Source organism: Andreprevotia lacus DSM 23236, from assembly GCF_900176275.1.
Classification (GTDB): Bacteria; Pseudomonadota; Gammaproteobacteria; order Burkholderiales; family Chitinibacteraceae; genus Andreprevotia; species Andreprevotia lacus.
In genome coordinates this window covers 132,232-150,875 of record NZ_FWXD01000007.1, presented here as the reverse complement: position 1 = coordinate 150,875, position 18,644 = coordinate 132,232, and the positions used below count along the sequence as shown (strand labels likewise).

Annotated in this window: 15 protein-coding genes; 4 read left to right on the top strand and 11 right to left on the bottom strand. The window is 62.9% G+C overall.

Annotation, left to right across the window (positions count from 1 at the left end):
• The first annotated feature begins 256 nt into the window (after positions 1-256).
• The gene (kynU, locus tag B9A19_RS07715; protein ID WP_084090204.1) at positions 257-1,507 is read left to right on the top strand and encodes a kynureninase; all 1,251 of its coding nucleotides are present in this window, start codon (positions 257-259) and stop codon (positions 1,505-1,507) included.
• 18 nt (positions 1,508-1,525) lie between these two features.
• Here the strand turns inward: kynU and B9A19_RS07710 are convergent, their stop codons facing one another.
• The 4 genes from B9A19_RS07710 to B9A19_RS23430 form a co-directional block, all read right to left on the bottom strand.
• Positions 1,526-3,532: a helicase-related protein gene (locus tag B9A19_RS07710; protein ID WP_084090203.1), complete on the bottom strand. Its 2,007-nt coding sequence runs from the start codon at positions 3,530-3,532 to the stop codon at positions 1,526-1,528.
• 48 nt (positions 3,533-3,580) lie between these two features.
• Positions 3,581-3,976 (bottom strand): hypothetical protein, encoded by a 396-nt coding sequence (locus B9A19_RS07705; RefSeq protein WP_084090202.1) that lies wholly within the window; start codon positions 3,974-3,976, stop codon positions 3,581-3,583.
• Positions 3,977-4,044: 68 nt separating this feature from the next.
• Entirely contained in the window at positions 4,045-4,632 is a 588-nt protein-coding gene (locus tag B9A19_RS07700) for a 3'-5' exonuclease (RefSeq protein WP_217807009.1), read from the bottom strand.
• A 68-nt stretch (positions 4,633-4,700) separates the two neighbouring features.
• Positions 4,701-5,183 carry a glutaredoxin family protein gene (locus B9A19_RS23430; protein WP_373278000.1) on the bottom strand — a complete coding sequence of 161 codons (483 nt, stop codon included), beginning with the start codon at positions 5,181-5,183 and terminating at the stop codon, positions 4,701-4,703.
• 272 nt (positions 5,184-5,455) lie between these two features.
• Here B9A19_RS23430 and B9A19_RS07690 point away from each other — a divergent pair, with 272 nt between their 5' ends.
• The 3 genes from B9A19_RS07690 to B9A19_RS07680 all read left to right on the top strand — a co-directional run bounded on the left by B9A19_RS07690 (position 5,456) and on the right by B9A19_RS07680 (position 10,985).
• A complete protein-coding gene (locus B9A19_RS07690; protein ID WP_084090199.1) occupies positions 5,456-5,812 on the top strand; it encodes a RidA family protein in 357 nt (118 codons plus the stop codon).
• Between the two features lie 139 nt (positions 5,813-5,951).
• Positions 5,952-9,275, top strand: a complete 3,324-nt coding sequence (locus B9A19_RS07685; RefSeq protein ID WP_084090198.1) for a PAS domain S-box protein — start codon at positions 5,952-5,954, stop codon at positions 9,273-9,275.
• A 282-nt stretch (positions 9,276-9,557) separates the two neighbouring features.
• Positions 9,558-10,985, top strand: a complete 1,428-nt coding sequence (locus tag B9A19_RS07680; RefSeq protein WP_176216835.1) for a GNAT family N-acetyltransferase — start codon at positions 9,558-9,560, stop codon at positions 10,983-10,985.
• Here B9A19_RS07680 and B9A19_RS07675 read toward each other — a convergent pair.
• The 7 genes from B9A19_RS07675 to B9A19_RS07645 all read right to left on the bottom strand — a co-directional run bounded on the left by B9A19_RS07675 (position 10,975) and on the right by B9A19_RS07645 (position 18,561).
• Positions 10,975-12,162 carry a molybdopterin molybdotransferase MoeA gene (locus B9A19_RS07675; RefSeq protein ID WP_084090246.1) on the bottom strand — a complete coding sequence of 396 codons (1,188 nt, stop codon included), beginning with the start codon at positions 12,160-12,162 and terminating at the stop codon, positions 10,975-10,977. The two genes, B9A19_RS07680 and B9A19_RS07675, sit on opposite strands and share 11 nt — an antisense overlap.
• Before the next feature lie 19 nt (positions 12,163-12,181).
• The gene (locus tag B9A19_RS07670; RefSeq protein ID WP_084090196.1) at positions 12,182-12,556 is read right to left on the bottom strand and encodes a DUF423 domain-containing protein; all 375 of its coding nucleotides are present in this window, start codon (positions 12,554-12,556) and stop codon (positions 12,182-12,184) included.
• A 33-nt stretch (positions 12,557-12,589) separates the two neighbouring features.
• Positions 12,590-13,555 carry an adenylate kinase family protein gene (locus tag B9A19_RS07665; RefSeq protein WP_084090195.1) on the bottom strand — a complete coding sequence of 322 codons (966 nt, stop codon included), beginning with the start codon at positions 13,553-13,555 and terminating at the stop codon, positions 12,590-12,592.
• A gap of 93 nt (positions 13,556-13,648) precedes the next feature.
• Positions 13,649-14,929 (bottom strand): nucleotide sugar dehydrogenase, encoded by a 1,281-nt coding sequence (locus B9A19_RS07660; protein WP_084090245.1) that lies wholly within the window; start codon positions 14,927-14,929, stop codon positions 13,649-13,651.
• Between the two features lie 14 nt (positions 14,930-14,943).
• Positions 14,944-16,032, bottom strand: coding sequence for a glycosyltransferase family 4 protein (locus B9A19_RS07655; RefSeq protein ID WP_084090194.1), 1,089 nt, complete (start codon positions 16,030-16,032; stop codon positions 14,944-14,946).
• A complete protein-coding gene (locus B9A19_RS07650; RefSeq protein WP_084090193.1) occupies positions 16,029-17,183 on the bottom strand; it encodes a glycosyltransferase family 4 protein in 1,155 nt (384 codons plus the stop codon). The genes B9A19_RS07655 and B9A19_RS07650 overlap by 4 nt, the downstream gene beginning before the upstream one ends.
• A 97-nt stretch (positions 17,184-17,280) precedes the next feature.
• Entirely contained in the window at positions 17,281-18,561 is a 1,281-nt protein-coding gene (locus B9A19_RS07645) for an endo-1,4-beta-xylanase (RefSeq protein WP_084090192.1), read from the bottom strand.
• Positions 18,562-18,644 lie beyond the last annotated feature (83 nt).

The window sequence follows — 18,644 nt, the reverse complement described above, 5'->3', positions numbered from 1 at the left end:
TTGTGGCTTGGTCATGGACAGGTCCTGAAAAACAATTGCCGTGACGGGTAGCCACGGCAGCGCCATGTTAGCGGCGTTGGCTATAAGGGCAAAATTCTTGTAGCAATAAGGAAATAAGACAACGGAATTAATCCCCGTTGCAGCATGCCCCTGTCTTTATCCAATAAATCGCCCGTGGCGGCGAGCTACCGTTTTCCCCGATACGGCCCGCCCGGCGGTGTCTGCACAATGGCCTGACTGATAAAGAGACGCCGCCATGCTGACCAGACAACACGCCCAGGAACTCGACCTGAACGACCCGCTGGCGCCGCTGCGCGCGCAGTTTGCCTTACCGGCTGGCGTGATTTACCTCGACGGTAATTCGCTCGGTGTACAACCCGCTGCCGCGCCGCAACGCATGCAACAGGTGCTGCAGCAGGAGTGGGGGCAGGGGCTGATTGCCAGCTGGAACGATGCCGGCTGGTTTGCGCTGCCACGCACCCTGGGCAACCAATTGGCACCGCTGATTGGTGCCGGTGACGACGAGGTGGTGGTGACCGATACCATTTCGGTCAACCTGTTCAAGCTGCTGTCGGCGGCGCTGTCGATCCAGGCGCAGCGTGCACCGGGTCGCAAGGTGATCGTGTCCGAGCGCGCCAATTTCCCCACCGATCTGTATATCGCCGAGGGGCTGATCCGCCAGCTGGATCGTGGTTACACCTTGCGCCTGATCGACGATCCGGCCGAGCTACCCGCTGCGCTGGCTGATGACGTGGCGGTGGTGATGCTGACCCATGTGAACTACCGCAGCGGCGCGATGTTCGACATGGCCGCCGAAACCGCCCGCATCCACGCCGCCGGCGCGTTGGCGCTGTGGGATCTGGCGCATTCAGCCGGTGCGGTACCGGTTGATCTGAGCGCGGCCGATGCCGACTTTGCCGTGGGCTGCACCTACAAATACCTGAATGGCGGGCCGGGCTCGCCGGCCTTCCTGTGGGTGGCGCCGCGCTGGCAGCAGGATTTCCAGCAACCGCTGTCCGGCTGGTGGGGCCACCGCACGCCATTCACCATGTCGCCGGGCTATGTGCCGGATGATGGCGTCGGTCGCTATCTGTGTGGCACGCAATCCATCCTTGCGCTCAGCATGGTGGGCGTGTCGCTCGATATCTATGCGCAGACCGATATGGCGGCGCTACGCCGCAAATCGCTGGCGCTGACCGATCTGTTCATCGCGCTGGTCGAGGCACAGTGCGGCGATCTGGGCGTGACGCTGGCAACGCCGCGCGACCATGCGCAGCGCGGCAGCCAGGTCAGCTTCGAGTTCGAACATGGCTACGCGGTAGTCCAGGCGCTGATCGCACGCGGCGTGATCGGCGATTACCGCGAGCCGCGCATTATGCGCTTCGGCTTTACACCGCTGTATACGCGCTTTGTCGACGTGTGGGATGCGGCAGCGCAGCTGGCCGACGTGCTGCGCACGCGCGATTGGGATCAGCCGCGCTTTCATGCGCGCGGAGCGGTGACCTGAGCCACCGCTCCAGGCGGATCAGCCCTTGCCGTAACGCTTGCTGCGCTCGCTGTTGTGCTGACCGCCACTGCGGTCGTTGCGCCGGTCGTCGCGGCGTGCCGGCTTCTTGCCGTGGCGCGAGCGCGTGTTCTGCGCCTGCAACAGATGGTCGATCTTTTCCGATGTCGATTTCATCAGCATTTGCGCCATGTCTTCGTTCGGAAAGGTTTCCGGCATGCGGTAACCCAGCCACGCGTAGGCGGCGTAGAGCTTGCAGGTGTCTTCGAGGTATTGCAGCTCGTTGCGGCCGCCCATGCCTTCCATGCGCAGCAGCGGTGCCGGGCGCTTTTCGGCGCGGTGGCGTGCCCAATCCTGCAGTGCGCGTTCCAGCAGCGGAATCTTGGTCGAGATCGGGCACAGGCTGAACTGGTAGCGGTCGGCCAGCGACAGGTCGAGCGTATCCAGCCAGCGCGCCTTTTCGATCTGGTCGGACAGGTTGGCGGGCAGGAAGAATTCGTCGTGCACGTTGATATGCTTGGTGAACAGCTCGAGTAGCGTCTGCAGCTTGGTCTGGCCGGTGGCCGCCGAAATCTGCTGCAGATAGTCGAGGTTGGGGGCAACGAAGAAACCACTGGATGGCAGCGGCTCGGGTTTTTCGCGCAGCAGGGTGCCGATGATCTTGTGCGTGCGTGCATCCAGCCCGGCCACATAGCCGGCCTCGTGCGCGCCGAAGCGGCCGGCACGGCCGGCGATCTGTTTGGCCAGTGGCGCGGCGATGATGCCCTCGTTGTAGCCATCCCACTTGCTGGCCGTGGTGAAGATCACGCGGCGCGCCGGCGTGTTCAGCCCCATGCCGATGGCGTCGGTACCGACGACGATCTTGGTTTCACCTTCGACAAAGCGTGCTGCCTGTGCCTGCCGCACTTCGGGTGACAGGTTGCCGTAGATGGCCGATACGGCAAAACCTTGCTCGATGGCCTGATCGCGCCAGTTCAGCACCTCGCGGCGCGAGAATGCAATCAGTACATCGCCCGGCTGCAGGTTCTTCAGTGAGCCCAGTGGCTGCTGTTCCATTTCCAGCGGCGATTTGCGCTGCAGCTTGCGCACTTCCAGCGTGCCGCCCACGCGCTTGACCAGCGAGCGGATGGCCTCTTCGGCCTCCAGCGCGCCCAGCAGGTAGACGGTGCCGGCCGGCACGCCGCACACGGCGGCAGTCCATGCCGCACCACGGTCCGGGTCGTCCAGCAACTGGATTTCATCGATGACCGCCACTTCAATCGGGCGATTGGGGTTGAACATTTCCACCGTGCTGGCGATGTGGGTCGCCTCAGGGTGGATTTTGCGTTGCTCACCGGTAATCAGGCTGGTGGGCACGTTGGCATCCAGCAGGCGGTGATAGTTTTCCAGCGCCAGCAGGCGCAGCGGCGCCAGATAGACGCCCGATTGCGCCTGCGTCAGGTGCTCCATGGCCGCATGTGTCTTGCCCGAATTGGTCGGGCCGAGCACGGCAATGAAGTGACGCTTCATCTGCTGCGCCACGGTGAACGATTCGGGGTAGAGCGACAGGTTGACCGCATCGCGGGTTTTTTCGGCCTGCCGTGTTGCGGCATGCGTGCCTTGCAGCGCGTCGATCCGCGCCAGTGCTACCTTGCAGCGGTCGCTGGCGCGCTCGTACTTGGCCTGGAAGGCGTTGTAGGCGCTGCCGGGGTCGAGCTCGTATTCGCGCGCCAGTTGCGCGATGCGTTCGGCGCACAGGCGCAACTGGGTTTCCAGCCGCTCGCACGCTGCGTTGTTCCAGCGCTCCTGCAGTAGCGCCAGCTTCTCCTCGGCATCCAGCTTGCGCCACTTGGCGGTCTTGCCGAGGAAGCCCTCGTCCGGCACCAGATGGTAGGGCACCACGCGCTTGTTGATGATGATCTGCCCGTGCACTGACAGCGCATAGCTGCCATCGGTGGTGATCAGCGTGGCTTGGTGTGCATGCAGGTATTGCGCCAGCGCGTCGGCATCGGTATCGGGTTGCTCGGGCAACAGTTCGGATTCGTTCATTCGTTCTTTCTATGGATGCGGTTCGATGCGCGCGGCGCACCGTTCCGGCTATTCGGTCAGCGTGGCGGGCAGGGTGGCCCAGCGCTGCAATTGTTGTGGTTCGCGGCTACGCAAGGTGGGCTGCTCCAGCAGCCAGTGTTCCAGCGTAGCGCGCAGATAGTTCAGCTCTTCCACGCTGTAGCCGATCAGCTGGCGCAGCAAGGCGCTGTGCTCGAAATTCACTTCGCCCTCGAACACCGGGGCAATGGCCAGATGGGCATGGCCGTCGATCACTGCCACCCAGCACACGCGCTCGCCATCGTCGATCAGCGCCAGCGTGCCGCGCGGCTTGAGTGCCAGCTCGGCAGCCGCCAGCTGGCCGACCGCCTGCAGCCATTGCCAGCTGCGTTCGGTGTCTTCATCGGCGCCGTAGGGCGGAATCTCGGTATAAACAGGGGCTTGCACGGTCGTGGGTTGCGGAACGGTACGGGGCTACAGTGTACCGCGAAGCCCGTCCGGCCGATGTCCGGTATTCACGACGCAGCGTGGAGAGCCTGATGAATGCGCAGGGCGATCCACGCATCGTTGGCGGCATACAGCCGCTGCGCCGGGCCAAGTTCACGCGCGCTCCAGTTGGAGGTGCTGACCTTCTTCGATTTCACGAAGCGGTGCGCAAACAGGATGGCCACCGCGCTGCGTGCACCCACTTCCTGCCGGTAGCCGCGCTCGCGGAAAGCCCGCCCCAGCTCGACCAGGCCCTGCGGCTGGAGGCCGAATTTGCGTTCGATCGGCCCCTTGTCATTGCTCAGGCCAAAGCCCACCTTGAGCGGCAGCGCGCTGCCCAGCAGCGCGGCAATGGCAAAGTGGCTGGCGGTGCAATGCGATTGGAACAGATAGGCACGGGTGGGCGTAGCAAACTGCAGCACATGCGGGCCGTCCGATACCTCGTCCTTGCGAAAAGTGGGGCGTGATTCGGTATCGAAGCCAATGATGGGTTCACGCAGCAGCACATCCAGCGCTGCTTGCGCGCTGGCGGCGTCGTGCACCGTGGTGATCTGATCCAGCGTCAGGCCGGGGTAGGGGGGCAGAAGGTTGATTTCGTCTTTGGCAGGGACATTCATACGAGGGCGCATGCCTGCAGTGGAGCGCCGCAGGCATGGTGCTGTCAAGCGTTCAGGCTTTAGCGGACTCAGTTTGCCTTGGCAAACAGCGCATCGTAGGTTTGAGTTGAAAAGCCGCGCTTCCTGCTGTTCTTCCATACCAGCAAGGGCACACCCTTGCCGTCCGAGCTGACGGCCAGCATCTGCTGCGCCCCGGTGGGGGTCTCGATATTGATGTCCTGGAACGGAATTTTGTGCTCGTTCAGGTACGCACGGGCCTTGCGGCAATAGCCACACCAGGTGGTGGTATACAGCGTGACCGTGGAGGGATCAGGCTTGAGGTCGGCCTCGCTCAGCCGCTTGGCAATGCCGTCGCGCAGTTCCTTCTGATAGCGCAGTACCGAGTCGGGCAGCGGGGTATAAGGCGCATCGGCGACCTGAATCACTTTCTGATCGTGCGTCGATGGCGTATCGCTGTAGACCACGTTGCCATTGGCATCGATGGATTTGTAGGCAGTGCCGGCCAGTGCCAGCATGGGGAGCAATGCGGTAAGAATCAATAAATAGCGCATGAAAGTATTTCCGGGAGGAGTAAGGCAGCGTAGTGATTTATTCTGCATTCGCCAAATTTCTTGCGATAAATGTTGTTTTTTCTTTCTTTGTTTGTATGGATTTTTTGGGAATATTTCAGCTTCCACACTTTTTCTCCGAGCAGAAAAACGTCTTTGCTAGAACGCTAAATGCGTGTAGCCACTCCGGTCAGCCAACTGCTGGCCAAGCTGCCGACAAGCCCATGGCTTGCCACAGATGCGCCGTATACTCGCTGCTTTTGCCGGGAGCCATCATGAGCAACGCCGATATTCATCGCCACAACCCCACGCCGCTCTGGTCCGACGCGGTGGTGTTCAACCGCATCGCCTGCTTTGTCGAAGTGCCCGAAAGCGGCACCAGCTTTGTCGAGCAGACGCGGGCTTTGCTGGCCCAGGCCGAGCGCACCCTGGCAGCGGTCGGCTCGGACAAGGGGCGCATCATGATGGCAACCATCTACCTGCCCGATCTGTCCAACCGTGCCGAGTTCAACGAAGTCTGGGGCGAATGGTTGCCCGAGGGCGCCGCACCTGCGCGGGCTTGCGTGCGCGCCGAGCTGGCCAGCCCTGATCTGCTGGTCGAGATCGCCTTCACGGCCGCCACGCGCGGCTGAGTCTGCCGCTGCATTGCGTCCGCTTGCGGGCGTTTGTCTTTGGACAAAGACGCCAGCGCTGGCGCGAACTATGCTCAATGGCGACCGGATCAACTGACAGCCGGCCAGCGCCGGGTGGCAGAGGAGGCATGCAGCGCGTATGCGAGAATTGATCGTCGGCTTGCAGCAGTTGTATGGCAGTGTTCCGCTGCCCTTGCTTGAGGTATGGGGGCGCTTTGCCTACCTGATCGGCCTGATGCTGGCCGCCTGTGCTTTTACCGGCGTCACCTTCCGCCCGGCCGGCGCCTGGGGCCTGGGGCGCGAGCAGCAGGCGTGGGATGCACGGGCGCTGTTCAGCGCCGGGCTGACCTTCGCCTTGATTCCGCTCAGCGGCTACATCGGCTCGGGCATCGTGCTGGTGCCGGGCGCGCAGACCTTTGAATCACTCAAGGATGTAATGGTCTTCCTGACCATCGTGCTGTTCGGCTATCCGGCGCTGCTGGTCATCCCGGCTGCCTACATGCTGTCCGATCTGATTGAGGGCGTGCCGCCGGGCTTTGTGCTCGACTGGATGCCGGGCTATTTCTGCTGGACCGCCTTTGTCTGGATGGCCTATCAACTGATCGGCCGCAATCCCGATTTCCGGCTGGCCCGCACCTGGGGCCGCTACGCGCTGTTCGTGTTGGTGTTGATGGCGCTGGACCCGGTGATGTGGGGCTATCTGTGCTCGGCCAAGTTCACACCGGCGATTGCGCACCGCGAAATCACGCCGGCCCTGGCGTTCACCCTGTCGATTACCTGGTTGCTGGCGCCGTTCATGATGCTGGGCGCATTGCCGCTGGCGCGGCGCTGTCGCCTGTTCTGGGCCGAGATACCCGGCCATGTGCGCGAACGCTGGCTGCGCCGGCCCAGCTGGGTGTGGGAGAGCGGGCAGGGCGTAACACCCGCGCCGGTGGCGGCCACTGGCGACGAAGCGGCGCGCGGCATCCCCATCCGCATGGTGCTGGCGGCATCATTCATCGGGCTGGCCCTGCTGCTGGTTGGCGCGGTGGCCTGGCTGACCTTGCGCAACGGTGAAGAGGCGGCCAACAAGCTGGCCAGCCGCTTGCATCAGGAAATAGCCGACAACATCAATCTGCAGCTGGACGATTACCTGGCCCGCACCAGTGATGATGTTGCGCAGCGGGTCGCCACCATCAACCACCTGCTGGCCGGGCTGCAGATCGCCCGCCACGGCCGCGCCTGGATGGTGGCGCGTGATGGCCGCGTGATTGCATCGTCGCTGCCCGGCGGCAGGAATGACGCGGTGATGCGCGAGGCACAGCAAACCTTGCAACGCACGCCGCTTGCACTCTCTTCGTTGCGGGTGCCATATCAATTCCGCTTCGACGTGGTCAGCGCCCAGCCGCTGTCGCGTGAAACCTGGCTGGCACAGGCCACGCCCTATAGCGACCCGGCAGGGCACACGAACTGGGTCGAGCTGACGGCCATGCCGGAGAGCTATTATCTGGCCGACGTGCAGGCCGGCAGCAGCCAGTCGGCCATGCTGTCGGCCATTGCGCTCACGCTGGCCCTGTTGCTGGCGTCGCTGCTGGCCGGCATCGTCGCGGCGCCGATACGGCGGATTTCCGACTCCACCGAATCGATTGCGCACGGTGATTTGGCGCAGCGGGTGCAGGGCAGCCATTTGCAGGAGCTGAATGCGCTGGCGGATGCCTTCAATCGAATGGCAGCGCAGTTGCAGGGCTCGTTCAAGCAGGCAGTGGCCAGCGAGCAAACGCTGGTCGCCATTTTCGATGCCTCGCCGGTGGCGCTGGCGGTGCTGGAGGCACGCAGGGAAGGCGGCCCGCCGCTCGATCCGCGCAAAGGGCGCAAGATTCTCAACGTCAATCATGCCTGGGAGCGCATGAATGGCTTTACGCGCGAGCAGGTGCTGGGTGAATCGAGCACCTCGCTCGGATTGTGGAAGGACGACAACGAACGCACGCGATTCTCGGAGGCCGTGCGCGATGGCGGCTTTGTCGAAGACTTCGAAGCCGTGTTGCGCCGGGCCGATGGTTCGCTCTATACGGCACTGCTGTCTGCCCGCGACGTGCAGATCGGCGATGGTTACCTGTCCATCCTGTCCATTGAAGACATTACCGAGCAAAAACTGGCCAGCGCGCGGCTGCTGGAGCTGAACCAGCAACTGCATGCGCTGTTCGATGCCGCGGTCGAGGTCGCCATCATTGCGACCGACCCGGACGAGTACATCACCGTCTTCAACCGGGGCGCCGAGCGCATGCTGGGCTATACCGCTGCCGAGATGCTGGGGCAGCCGATCACGCGCTTTCACCGCAGCAATGAAATTGCCAAATGCGCGCAGGAGCTGGCGGCACACGGCGGTGTGGCAGTGGACAGCCTGCGCATCTTTGCCGCGCTGACGCGCGAAACCGGCTCGGACATCCGCAACTGGAGCTATATGCGCCAGGACGGCAAGATACTGCGCGTTTCGCTGGCGCTCAGCGCCATCCGCACGGCCGATGGCAGCTTGAGCGGCTATCTGGGCATTGCGCGCGACATCACCGAACAACTGGCCGCGCAGGCCGATACGCTCAAGCTCAATCTGCAGCTCGACAACCGCGTGCGAGAACGCACGCGCGAGCTGGAAGCATCGACCGCGCAGCTGCAGCATGCGCTGGATAATCTGCGCCATACGCAGGACAAACTGGTGCAATCGGAGAAGCTGGCCAGTCTGGGCTCCATCGTTGCTGCAGTGGCGCACGAGCTCAACACGCCCATCGGCATCTGCGTGACGGTGGCCAGCACCTTGCAGGAAAAAACCGACACACTGGAACAACAACTGCATGCCGGGGCAATCAAGCGCTCCCAGTTCGAGGACTACCTGACCGCCTGTGGTGAAGGGGTGCGGCTGTTGCAGCGCGGCCTGCAGCGCGCACACGAGCTGGTGGCCAATTTCAAGCGCGTGGCGGTGGACCAGAGCAGTGCTCAGCGGCGTGTATTCGGCTTGCAGCAAGTGATGCAGGATGTCACGGCGTTGCTGATGACCTCGGTCCGCAAGACGCCGTTCAAGCTGGAAGTCGATGTGGACGACAGGCTGGAAATGGACAGCTTTCCCGGCGCGCTGGAGCAGATTGTCAGCAATCTGGTCAATAACTCACTGCTGCACGGCTTTGCCGGGCGCGAGCAGGGCGTGATGCGGCTGCGCGCAGGCCCGGATGGCGAGCAGGTGCGCCTTGAATACAGCGACGATGGTGTAGGCATGTCGGACGACGTGCTGCACCACATTTTCGACCCCTTCTTCACCACCGCACTGGGCAAGGGCGGCAGCGGGTTGGGCATGAGCATCTGTTACAACCTGATCACCGGTCCGCTGGGCGGCAGCATCGAGGTGGAGAGCACGCCGGGGCACGGCTGCCGCTTCGTGATCATGCTGCCGCGTGTGGCGCCCGAACACCATGGTGGCCACGGGCCAGCCAGCTGAACTGCAGCGCAGCTGCGACAGGTGATCCCGCCGGGGGTGACAGTCCTGCCATTCATTCTTTATGGTATGTAAATGGCCAGCGTCGCAGGCCATCTATTGAGTTGATCCCCCCATGTTGCTGAACTGATCGATCAAGTTTGCGTACCGCAAACAAACCCGGGTGCCATGTTGCGAGATGCAAACGCAGGGTTTTGTTGGCGGTTCCAGCCATACCCGCCCTGGGGCGGGTATCCGCACGCGCCTGTTACCGGGCGGTGTGCGCCATCGATCAGGAATCACCCCATGTCCTTATGCATTACCACGGCGCGGCTGCACGTCCGCGCGTTCACCCCTGCCGACCTGGATGCGTTTCACGCACTGACCCGGCAAAGCGAAATCACCGACGTACTGGATGACTGGGCCATGACCCGCGAGCAGTGCGGGCAAATGCTGGCCTGGCATGCCGCGCGCTATGCAGCGTTTGATGGCAACGCACCGGTCATCCTGCTCGCCATCTGCCTGCATGCCGACAACCTGCCCATAGGCTGGCTGGGCATCTGGCCCAAGGCGGGGTTGCCGGCCGATATTCCCGAGGTCATGTATGCGCTGGGCCGCGATCATCGCGGCCAGGGCTATGTTGCGGAGGCCGTGCGCGCCGCGGCGGGCTTCGTGTTCGCCAGCGGCAAGCTGCGTGCGCTGCTGGCGGTAGTGAAGCCGGACAATATCGCGTCGTGCCGTGTGGTGACGCAGTGCGGCTTTGTGGCGCAGGGTACGGTGCATGTTGCCGGCGAGGGCGATTACGATTACTACGAGCTGGCCCGCCCGCCCGGCCCGCAGTTGCAGCCGGTGCAGCCCGAGGATGCCGAAGCGCTGTGCGCAATGTTCCATCGCATCGTCGCGCACGAAGCCGAGCACTGGCTGGGCGGTTGCGCGCCGTATATCCCCGACCATGACAAACCCGGCATGCAGCGCTATCAGGCTGCCCTGGGCGGCTATTTCTGGATCATGCAGGAGGGCGTGGCGGCGGGGGCGGTGCATGTAACGCATAGCGGGTGCGAGCATGCACGCATCGAGCTGCTGTATCTGGCGCCGGAATACCAGTCACTTGGCCTCGGTGGCGCCGTGCTGCGCTTGCTGGAGGTGCGTTATCCGCAGGTGCGGCGCTGGTCGCTGGATAGCACGCGTCACAGCGCGCGCAATCTGCCGTTCTACCGCAAGTACGGCTTTGTGGTGATCGGGCAGGATGACGACGAATACTATCTGCGCAAACAGATTGCACTGCCCGTGCCAGGGGCTGCGCCAGTGCAGCAGCAGGACTGGCGCGGTGGCAATTTCCGCGATTGCACGCTGGCGGGCGCTGATCTGGCCGATTGTGATTTGTCCGGGCTTCAGATCAGCGGCAGCAATCTGGCCGGTTTATCGGTCAACAATGCGCATATCGGTGATGCGCGCTTCAACAACGTCAACCTGAGTGGCGCACGCATCGGCAACGCCAGATTGACCGGGCTGGCGCTGCACAATGTCGCGCTGGCGGGGGCTGTGTTCAGCGAAACCAGCCTGGGTGATGGCGATGCGCCCGGCCTCCACTGGCAGGACAGCGATCTGCGCAACAGCCGGTTTACTGGCTGTGACCTGCGTGGCGTGGCGCTGGATGGCTGCCAGATGGATGGCATGACCATCGATGGTGTGCCGTTCAGCGACTTGCTGGCGGCGTATCGCGCTATGACGTAAAGGGCAGAAAGCGCACCGTGTCGCCGGGCTGGATTACCTGGCCCGGCGGCACTTCCACCAGCCCGTGTGCGCCGGCCAGGCCGGAAATCATCGCCGAGCCTTGCTGGCCGACCAGTTGCAGGCCCGCCGGTGTCAGCGCGGCGCGCAGGTATTCCTGGCGCTTGTCCGGGCGTGGCCAGTCGAAGGCGGCTGGCAGTGGCCAGACCGTCGGTGCGAGTTGGTGCGCGCCCATGCGCTTGCGCAAAAAGGGCCGTACCAGCACCTGCAAGGTGACATAGGCCGAGACCGGGTTGCCGGGCAGGCCAACGAAATCGGCCTTGCCGATACGGCCCAGTGCCAGCGGTTTGCCGGGCTTGATCGCTACCTTCCACAGGTCCAGCGTGCCCAGCGCCTGCAATGCGGCCTTCACGTGGTCTTCTTCGCCCACCGATACGCCGCCAGTGCTGATCACCACATCGCTCTGCTGGGCGGCGGCCAGTAAGGCAGCTTCGGTTGCATCGCGCCGGTCCGGCACCATGCCGCCGTCGATGACCTCGCAACCCAGCGCCTGCAGCATGGCCAGCAGCATGGGGCGGTTGCTGTTGTAGACGCCACCTGGTGGCAAGGGTGTGCCCGGCTCGGCCAGTTCGTCGCCGGTAGATAACAGCGTGACGCGCAGCGGTGCGTGCACCGCTACTTCGGCAATGCCGCCTGCTGCCAGCAGGGCGATGCGTGCTGCATCGAGTTGCTCGCCGGACTGCAGCAACACGCTGTTCTGCGCGATATCCTCGCCACGGCGACGAATATGCTGGTCCGGGTGGGGCGTGATGCCGGGCTTGAGGCGCAAGCCGTGTTCGTCGGCGTCGCAGTCCTCCTGCATCACCACGCAGGTGGCGCCATTGGGCACTGGCGCACCGGTGAAGATGCGCGCCGCGGTCAGCGGGGCGAGTGCACTGCCAACCTGGCCGGCGGCGATGCGCTGCGCAACCGGGAACACGTCGGGTAACGGGGCATCGAAGGGCAGGGCCAGTGCGTAGCCATCCATCGCGCTGTTATCCAGCGCGGGGACGTCGACCGAGGCACGGTATTCGGCTGCGGCAATACGGCCGTGCGCTTGCGCCAGTGGCAGCGTTTGCGTTGCGGTCGACGGGCGGGCGGCGGTCAGCAGGCGGTCAAGGGCTTCGGATACGGTCAGCAAGGTAAACTCCGGATCGGGATCAGGCTGCGCGCCACGCAGCGAGCGCAAGCAACAACCATGCAGCCAGAAAAGCCACGCCGCCGATAGGCGTGATGGCACCCAGCACACGCACGCCGGACAGCGCGAGCGCATACAGGCTGCCGCTGAACAGCACGATGCCGGCCAGCATCAGCGGCCCGGCCCACCCCAGCAGCGGGCTGGCCAGCCTGGGCAGCAGCAGGGCGATGACGAACAGGCCCAGGGCATGCAGCAACTGGTATTGCACCGCTGTTTGCCACACCGCCAGCAAATCGGCCGGCAGCCGTGTTTTCAGCGCGTGCGCGCCGAAGGCGCCAGCGGCAACCCCGATGAACATATTGAGCGCGGCGGCGATGATCAGATGGCGGTCGGTCATGGTGCAGGCAGCAGGGCGGTTACGGGGTAGTCATCATAAGGCAACTTGCGCTGCTGCGCCCTGCGTGCTGGCGCGCGTGGCAATCAGCGCATCGATGATCACGCGCGGCAAGCCCATGTGCAGCGCGGCGGCATACACCACATTGCGGATAGAGCGCTGCAGGTTGAACACCTTGTTGTCGTCGAGCAGGTCGTAATGCGGCTGGTGGGCATCGATCAGCGCGATGGCATCCGAACCCAGCGCATCCTTGAGGAAATCGACACTGGGCTGCACGCTGTCGATATAGAAGGCATAGCGCTTGAGCAGTGCCTCCTGATTGTCGTCCACGCGCTGGCGGCGGCCGGCCCGCTTGAGCATCTCCTGCTTGCTGATGCTCAGGTGCAGCACCTTGAGCACCGGCACGTTCAGCTCGCCAAAGACCTCCAGTAGATGTGCCGCCGCCGCCTTGGTGCGCGGGTAGCCGTCGATCAGGAACGGTTGGGTGTGCAGCGCAGGCAGCGATTCGATATGCGCGGCGATCAGGGCCTGCGTCCAGCGGTCGGGCACCAGCAGGCCGTTGACGGTGCATAGTTCCAGCCAGTCCAGCTGGCTGGCCTGTCGCCATGCCTCATCGCCCTGTGGGGCCGTGCTGCCTTTGGCGTGCAGTTGCGCATTGAGCAGCGCTGCCTGCTTCTCCACCTTGGACACCAGCTCGGGTGTGGTGTCGATGCAATCAAGAATGGGCGTATCGCTGGCAATCCGGTACTTGCCGGTCAGCATGGCGCGGAATTCCGCATCGTGCGCGGCGCGCTCATAGGTGCCGCGCAGGATATTGCCCATCGATAGCCAGCGCGCATGCGGAATCGACAGCAGCTCGCACAGCGCGTTGGAAATCTCGCCCTTGCCGCAGCTGGATGGCCCGGTCACGATGATGACCCCCGGCCCGCGCAGGCCGGCACTGGGCACCATCAGCCGTTCAGCCGGGGCGCGATAGGGTTGCCAGTCGTGTGGGTGGGTCATCGTGATCTCCTTCAGAGCACCGGCGACAGGACAGGCCGGACAGGTTAAAAAAACAGCCTCGCGGGCGAGGCTGTTTGTGTGCCTTGTTGCCGATTACAGCCGCCAGACCTTGTAGCCGGCTTCTTCCAGATGGGCCGCGTTGAATTGCGACTTCACATCAACAAAGCAACCGCCCTTGACGAGCTTGCGCGACAGATCTTCGAGGCCCAGCTCCAGGAAGCTGCGATGGGCCACAGCAGCGACGATGGCATCGGCCCGCGGCAGGTTGTCCCAGCTTTGCAGGGTCACACCGTATTCATGCTGCGCTTCGGCCGCATCTGCCCATGGATCGAACACCGATACCTGCACGCCGAATTCGGTCAGCTCGCGAATGATGTCCTCGACCTTGGAGTTGCGCAGGTCGGCGCAGTTTTCCTTGAAAGTCAGGCCCAGCACAGTCACGCGTGCGTCCTTTACATAGCTGCCGGCGGCAATCATCTGCTTGATGGTCTGCTCGGCGATGTACTTGCCCATGCCGTCGTTGATGCGACGACCGGCCAGGATCACCTGTGGGTGGTAGCCGATCTTTTCTGCCTTGTGCGTCAGGTAGTAGGGGTCGACACCGATGCAGTGGCCGCCCACAAGGCCCGGCTTGAACTTGAGGAAGTTCCACTTGCTGCCGGCCGCTTCCAGCACTTCGTTGGTGTCGATGTCGAGCTTGTCGAAAATGATGGCCAGCTCGTTCATCAGTGCAATATTAAGGTCACGCTGGGTGTTTTCGATCACCTTGCACGCTTCGGCGGCCTTGATGCTGGAGCAGCGGTGCGTGCCGGCGGTCACTACCAGCTCGTAGAGGTCGGCTACTTTGGCCAGTGTCGCTGGCGTATCGCCGGATACCACCTTGATCACGTTGGTGAGCATGTGCTCGCGATCGCCCGGGTTGATGCGCTCCGGCGAGTAACCGACGAAGAAATCCTGCTTCCACTTCAGGCCCGATTCGCGTTCCAGCACCGGGATGCAATCTTCTTCGGTTGCACCGGGGTACACGGTCGATTCATAAATGACGATGGCGCCTTTCTTGAGGTTCTGGCCGACCGAACGGCTGGCCGACAGCAGCGGACGCAGGTCCGGCTGGTGGGCGTCGTCCACCGGGGTGGGTACGGCCACCATGATGTAGTCGGCTTCAGCAAGGCGCTTGGCATCGCTGGTGTACTCGGCATGAATGGCAGCACGCATTTCATCGTCGGGGATTTCCTGCGACGGATCCTTGCCTGCGTTGCAGCGGGCAACCTTGTTTTCATCGATGTCGAAACCGATCACATTGATCTGCTTGCCGAATTCGACCACCAGCGGCAGGCCGACGTAGCCCAGACCGACGACTGCGAGTGTTGTCATGATGTATTCCTTGCTCAACGGGTTTGATAGAGGGTGTGGATGCGTTGTGCGACCGACGGCCAGTGGTAATCGCGCTGGACACGGGCGGCCCAGTCGTCCCAACGGGCCGGTTGCTGTACGAAATGCGTGATGCGATCGGCCAGTGCGCCGATATCGCCGAGCGGGAAGTAGCTCTCCGCCGGCAGGTCGAGTTCGAGATGTGGTTCGATGTCACTGACTACCGACGGTGCGCCCAGGCTGAGTGCCTCCAGCAGCGCAATGGGCAAGCCCTCGTGCGACGACGGCAGTACGAACAGCCCGCAGTGGCCGTAAAGGCTGGCCAGCTCGTTGGCATTCTTGCGGCCCAGAAACACCACCTGCTCGCTGGTGCGTGCCAGTACGGTGCGCGAATAGCTGTCCTCGTGGTCGGCTGCGCCGGCGAACACCAGCTTCCAGCCGGTGGGTGGCTTGCGCAGGAAGGCATCGATCAGGTCGTGATGACGCTTTTCCGGCACAAAGCGGCCCACGTTCAATACATAGCGGCCAGGCTCCAGCCCCATGTCGGCCAGCAGGGCAGCATCGCCGCTGCCATCCGGAAAACCGGTCACGCCGTTGGGGATGAGTGCCGCTTCACGCTGGAAGGTCTCGTTCACCAGCCGCTTGAGCTGATGCGAAATCACCACCACGTGATTGGCCCAGCGCACGCCGAATTTTTCTGCGGTGCGCAGGAACCAGCGCGCACCCTTGCCCCATTTCTGCCGCTGATAATCCTGGCCGTGATGGGTCATCACCACGTGCATGCCCAACAGGCGCGCCAGCGGCACGAAGAAGGACGGACCGATCGCATGGAAATGGATCACCTTGTTGCGCTGCCAAGCTGCAGCCAGCACCGACAGAAAGGTGTGCACCAGTGTCTCGGACGCCTTGCCGGTGGGCGACCACACGCGGCAAAAGCGCACGCCGCGATATTCATCGCCGGCTACATGCTTCATGTAGGGTGCACGTACATAGACGGTGACTTGTGCGCCCTGCTCGGCCAGCAGTGGCGCCAGTGATTCGACATGGCGCTCGACGCCCCCCTGTACATCGGGAAAGCCGCGCAGGCCAACAATGGCGACCTTCATGCTGGCTGCTCCTGGCGGCGGTCAGCCAATGCTGCGCGCAAGCCTTCGACAAAGCGCTCGGCCATGCGGTCGACCGTGTATTCGTTGGCAGCCAGCAGCGCACCGTGGCGCACGCGGGCCAGCTCGGCCGGCTGGCTGATCAGCTGGTCGACCTGGGCGACGTATTCATCATCCGAGTCGTTGATCAGATAGCCATTCTGACTGTGCTCAAGAAAACCGATTTCCGGGCCGTGCATCGCGCTCTTCATGGTGAGCAGCGGCGTACCGGCGATGAAGGAGTCCAGAATGTTCAAGCCGACCGCACCCGGGCAGAGCAACACGCGCGCCAGCTTGAAGCACGCAGCCTTGCGTGCGCCGTGTACCGCGCCCAGATAGGCAATCCAGGGCCGGCTGGCTGCATGCTGTTCCACTTCGCTGCGCTGCGCGCCATCACCAACGATCAGCAGGCGGAATGCCGGTTGTTGCTCGTGAATGCGCTCGGCAATGGCCAGCAACTGCTCGATGCGCTTTTCCTTGTAGAGCGAGCCGCAATAAATGGCGACAAAGTCACTGGGCGCAAAGCCAGTTTCACCCAGCAAGGAGACGATGTCGGCGTCGGTGACGGCAGCCAGCTCGGCCACGAACTCCTCGTTATCGATGGCGTTGTTGACCACGGTAATGCGTTTGGACGGAAACCCGGCCGCCTCGACGATGCGCCGGGTCAGGCTGGTATAGCCAAACCACCAGTCCGGCCAGTTCAAGGTCATGCGCTTCCATTTTTCGCGCAGGCCGTTGGGCGCGTAGCTCTGGAAATCACGGCCATGGCCCCAGAAAGCCACCCTGGGGCCCATTCCCAGGCTGCGGCGCAGCAACCACCAGTAGTTGGCCAACAGGCGGTTTTCGTGCATGAACACGAACAGGTCGGAATCGCGCACTGCTGCCGGGGCGGGTTGCCAGCACAGATCCTTTTTTTCCTTGATCGGGAAATAGCGGCTCTTGACCTTGATGCCCCACGGCAGCTCGCCCGTATCCTTTTTCTTGATTTCATCGCCATACGGCTGGCCGTAGACGATGTTCAGCTCGATACCGGCTTGCGTGCATTTCTGCCGCATCAGTTCGAACAGACGCAGGCGATAGTGGAACAGTCGGTACTGAAACAGAGTCACTTTCATGAGGTTTGCCTTGCAGGCCGCCAGCGGCCGGGTGCGGAAAGAAGAAGGGCATGCCGGTGGCGCTGCACGAGGGAGAGGACCAGGTATGCGGGCGTGCTCATAGGGCCAGGTACACCGGATCTGTGAAATTGCGGCTCAACGTCGCCAGGCTGCCGTCGTCCATGCTGGCCATGGGCAGGTGCTGGCCATTGAGCAGCCAGAGCTCGCGCACGCCGGCTTGGCGCAATTGCACCGCAGACAACGTATTGCCCCAGCTGATGCGCGCAGCCGCAACATTGTTCTTGAGTAACGTACAGTCGGTGGACTGATCACCGATCGTGCAGTTTTGCGGCTGCTTGTCATTCAGCCATGCCTTGGCCTGGATATAGCCGACGCCCAGCAGGTTGAGTGCCCCGATGGTCTTGTTGGGCTGGGTGCTGCCCATCGAGGAGCTGTCGTGTGCAAACCAGTAGGTACGCGCAATGCCACCCACCTGGCTGGCGAGCACGATCTTGAGCATCAGCGCAGCGGCATCACGCTCGTCCAGTACGGTGGAAAGAATCCCGCTTGCGTTGCGCGGTACTACATTGGTGCCGCTTTGCTGTACCAGTACGCCGATTTCGGTGTCCCACAGCGGCAGGTTGGCAACGCCCTGGCGTGCCATGGCTGCTTTCACGCTGGCCAGCAAGGTATTGAATTCAGCCACGGTTTGCGTTTTCAGGTAGAAATGGAAACCAATCGCATCGCAGTACTGGCCACCGCCGTGGCTGAGAAAATACTCCAGCCGCTTCACGCCCAGATCGCCGCCATCCATGGGTGGGCAGACGACCTTTGCTGCAGGGTCGACTGCCTTGATTGCGTCGTGCGCGAGCTGGGTCATGCGTACCAAGCTGTCGGTGCTGCCTGAGAAAAAACCTGGGGAATAGGGTTTGATGGCCTCGGGAATGCGTGGCTCGTTCATGATTTCATAGGCAGAAATCTGGCCACGGTAGCGTGTGGCAACCGTCGTGACGTAACGCGTCCACAAAGACATGTCACCGGGTTCGGCGGCGGCACCCAGGCCCATGTTGGCAGACTCTTCGGGGCGTGCAGATGCCCACGCCGGCGCCTGGCCCAGCGTGTACATCAGCGTCATGTTGTGTGCCTGCGCCTGAGCTACATGCTGATCCAGCACCGAGAAGTTGAAGTTGCCGCTGCTGGGCTCGATATCGCGCCAGGTTGCTGACTGTGATGTACCCGACCAAACGCGTACACCGTCGAAATAGCCGGTTTGCACCGACGGCCAGCTGGATGCATAGAAAATGTGCTGGCCCAGAAACAGGTCGGCCTCGGCCCTGGGGGGGGTGGTGACCACGCAGCCGGTGAGAGCCAGAATGGTGCCGATGATTGCAGTACGCATGATGAAGTCCTCTAGTTGCAATCGCAACGCTTGGACCTTCAGATTATTAGCGTACTCTAATGTTTCAAACGAGGGGGCCCCCC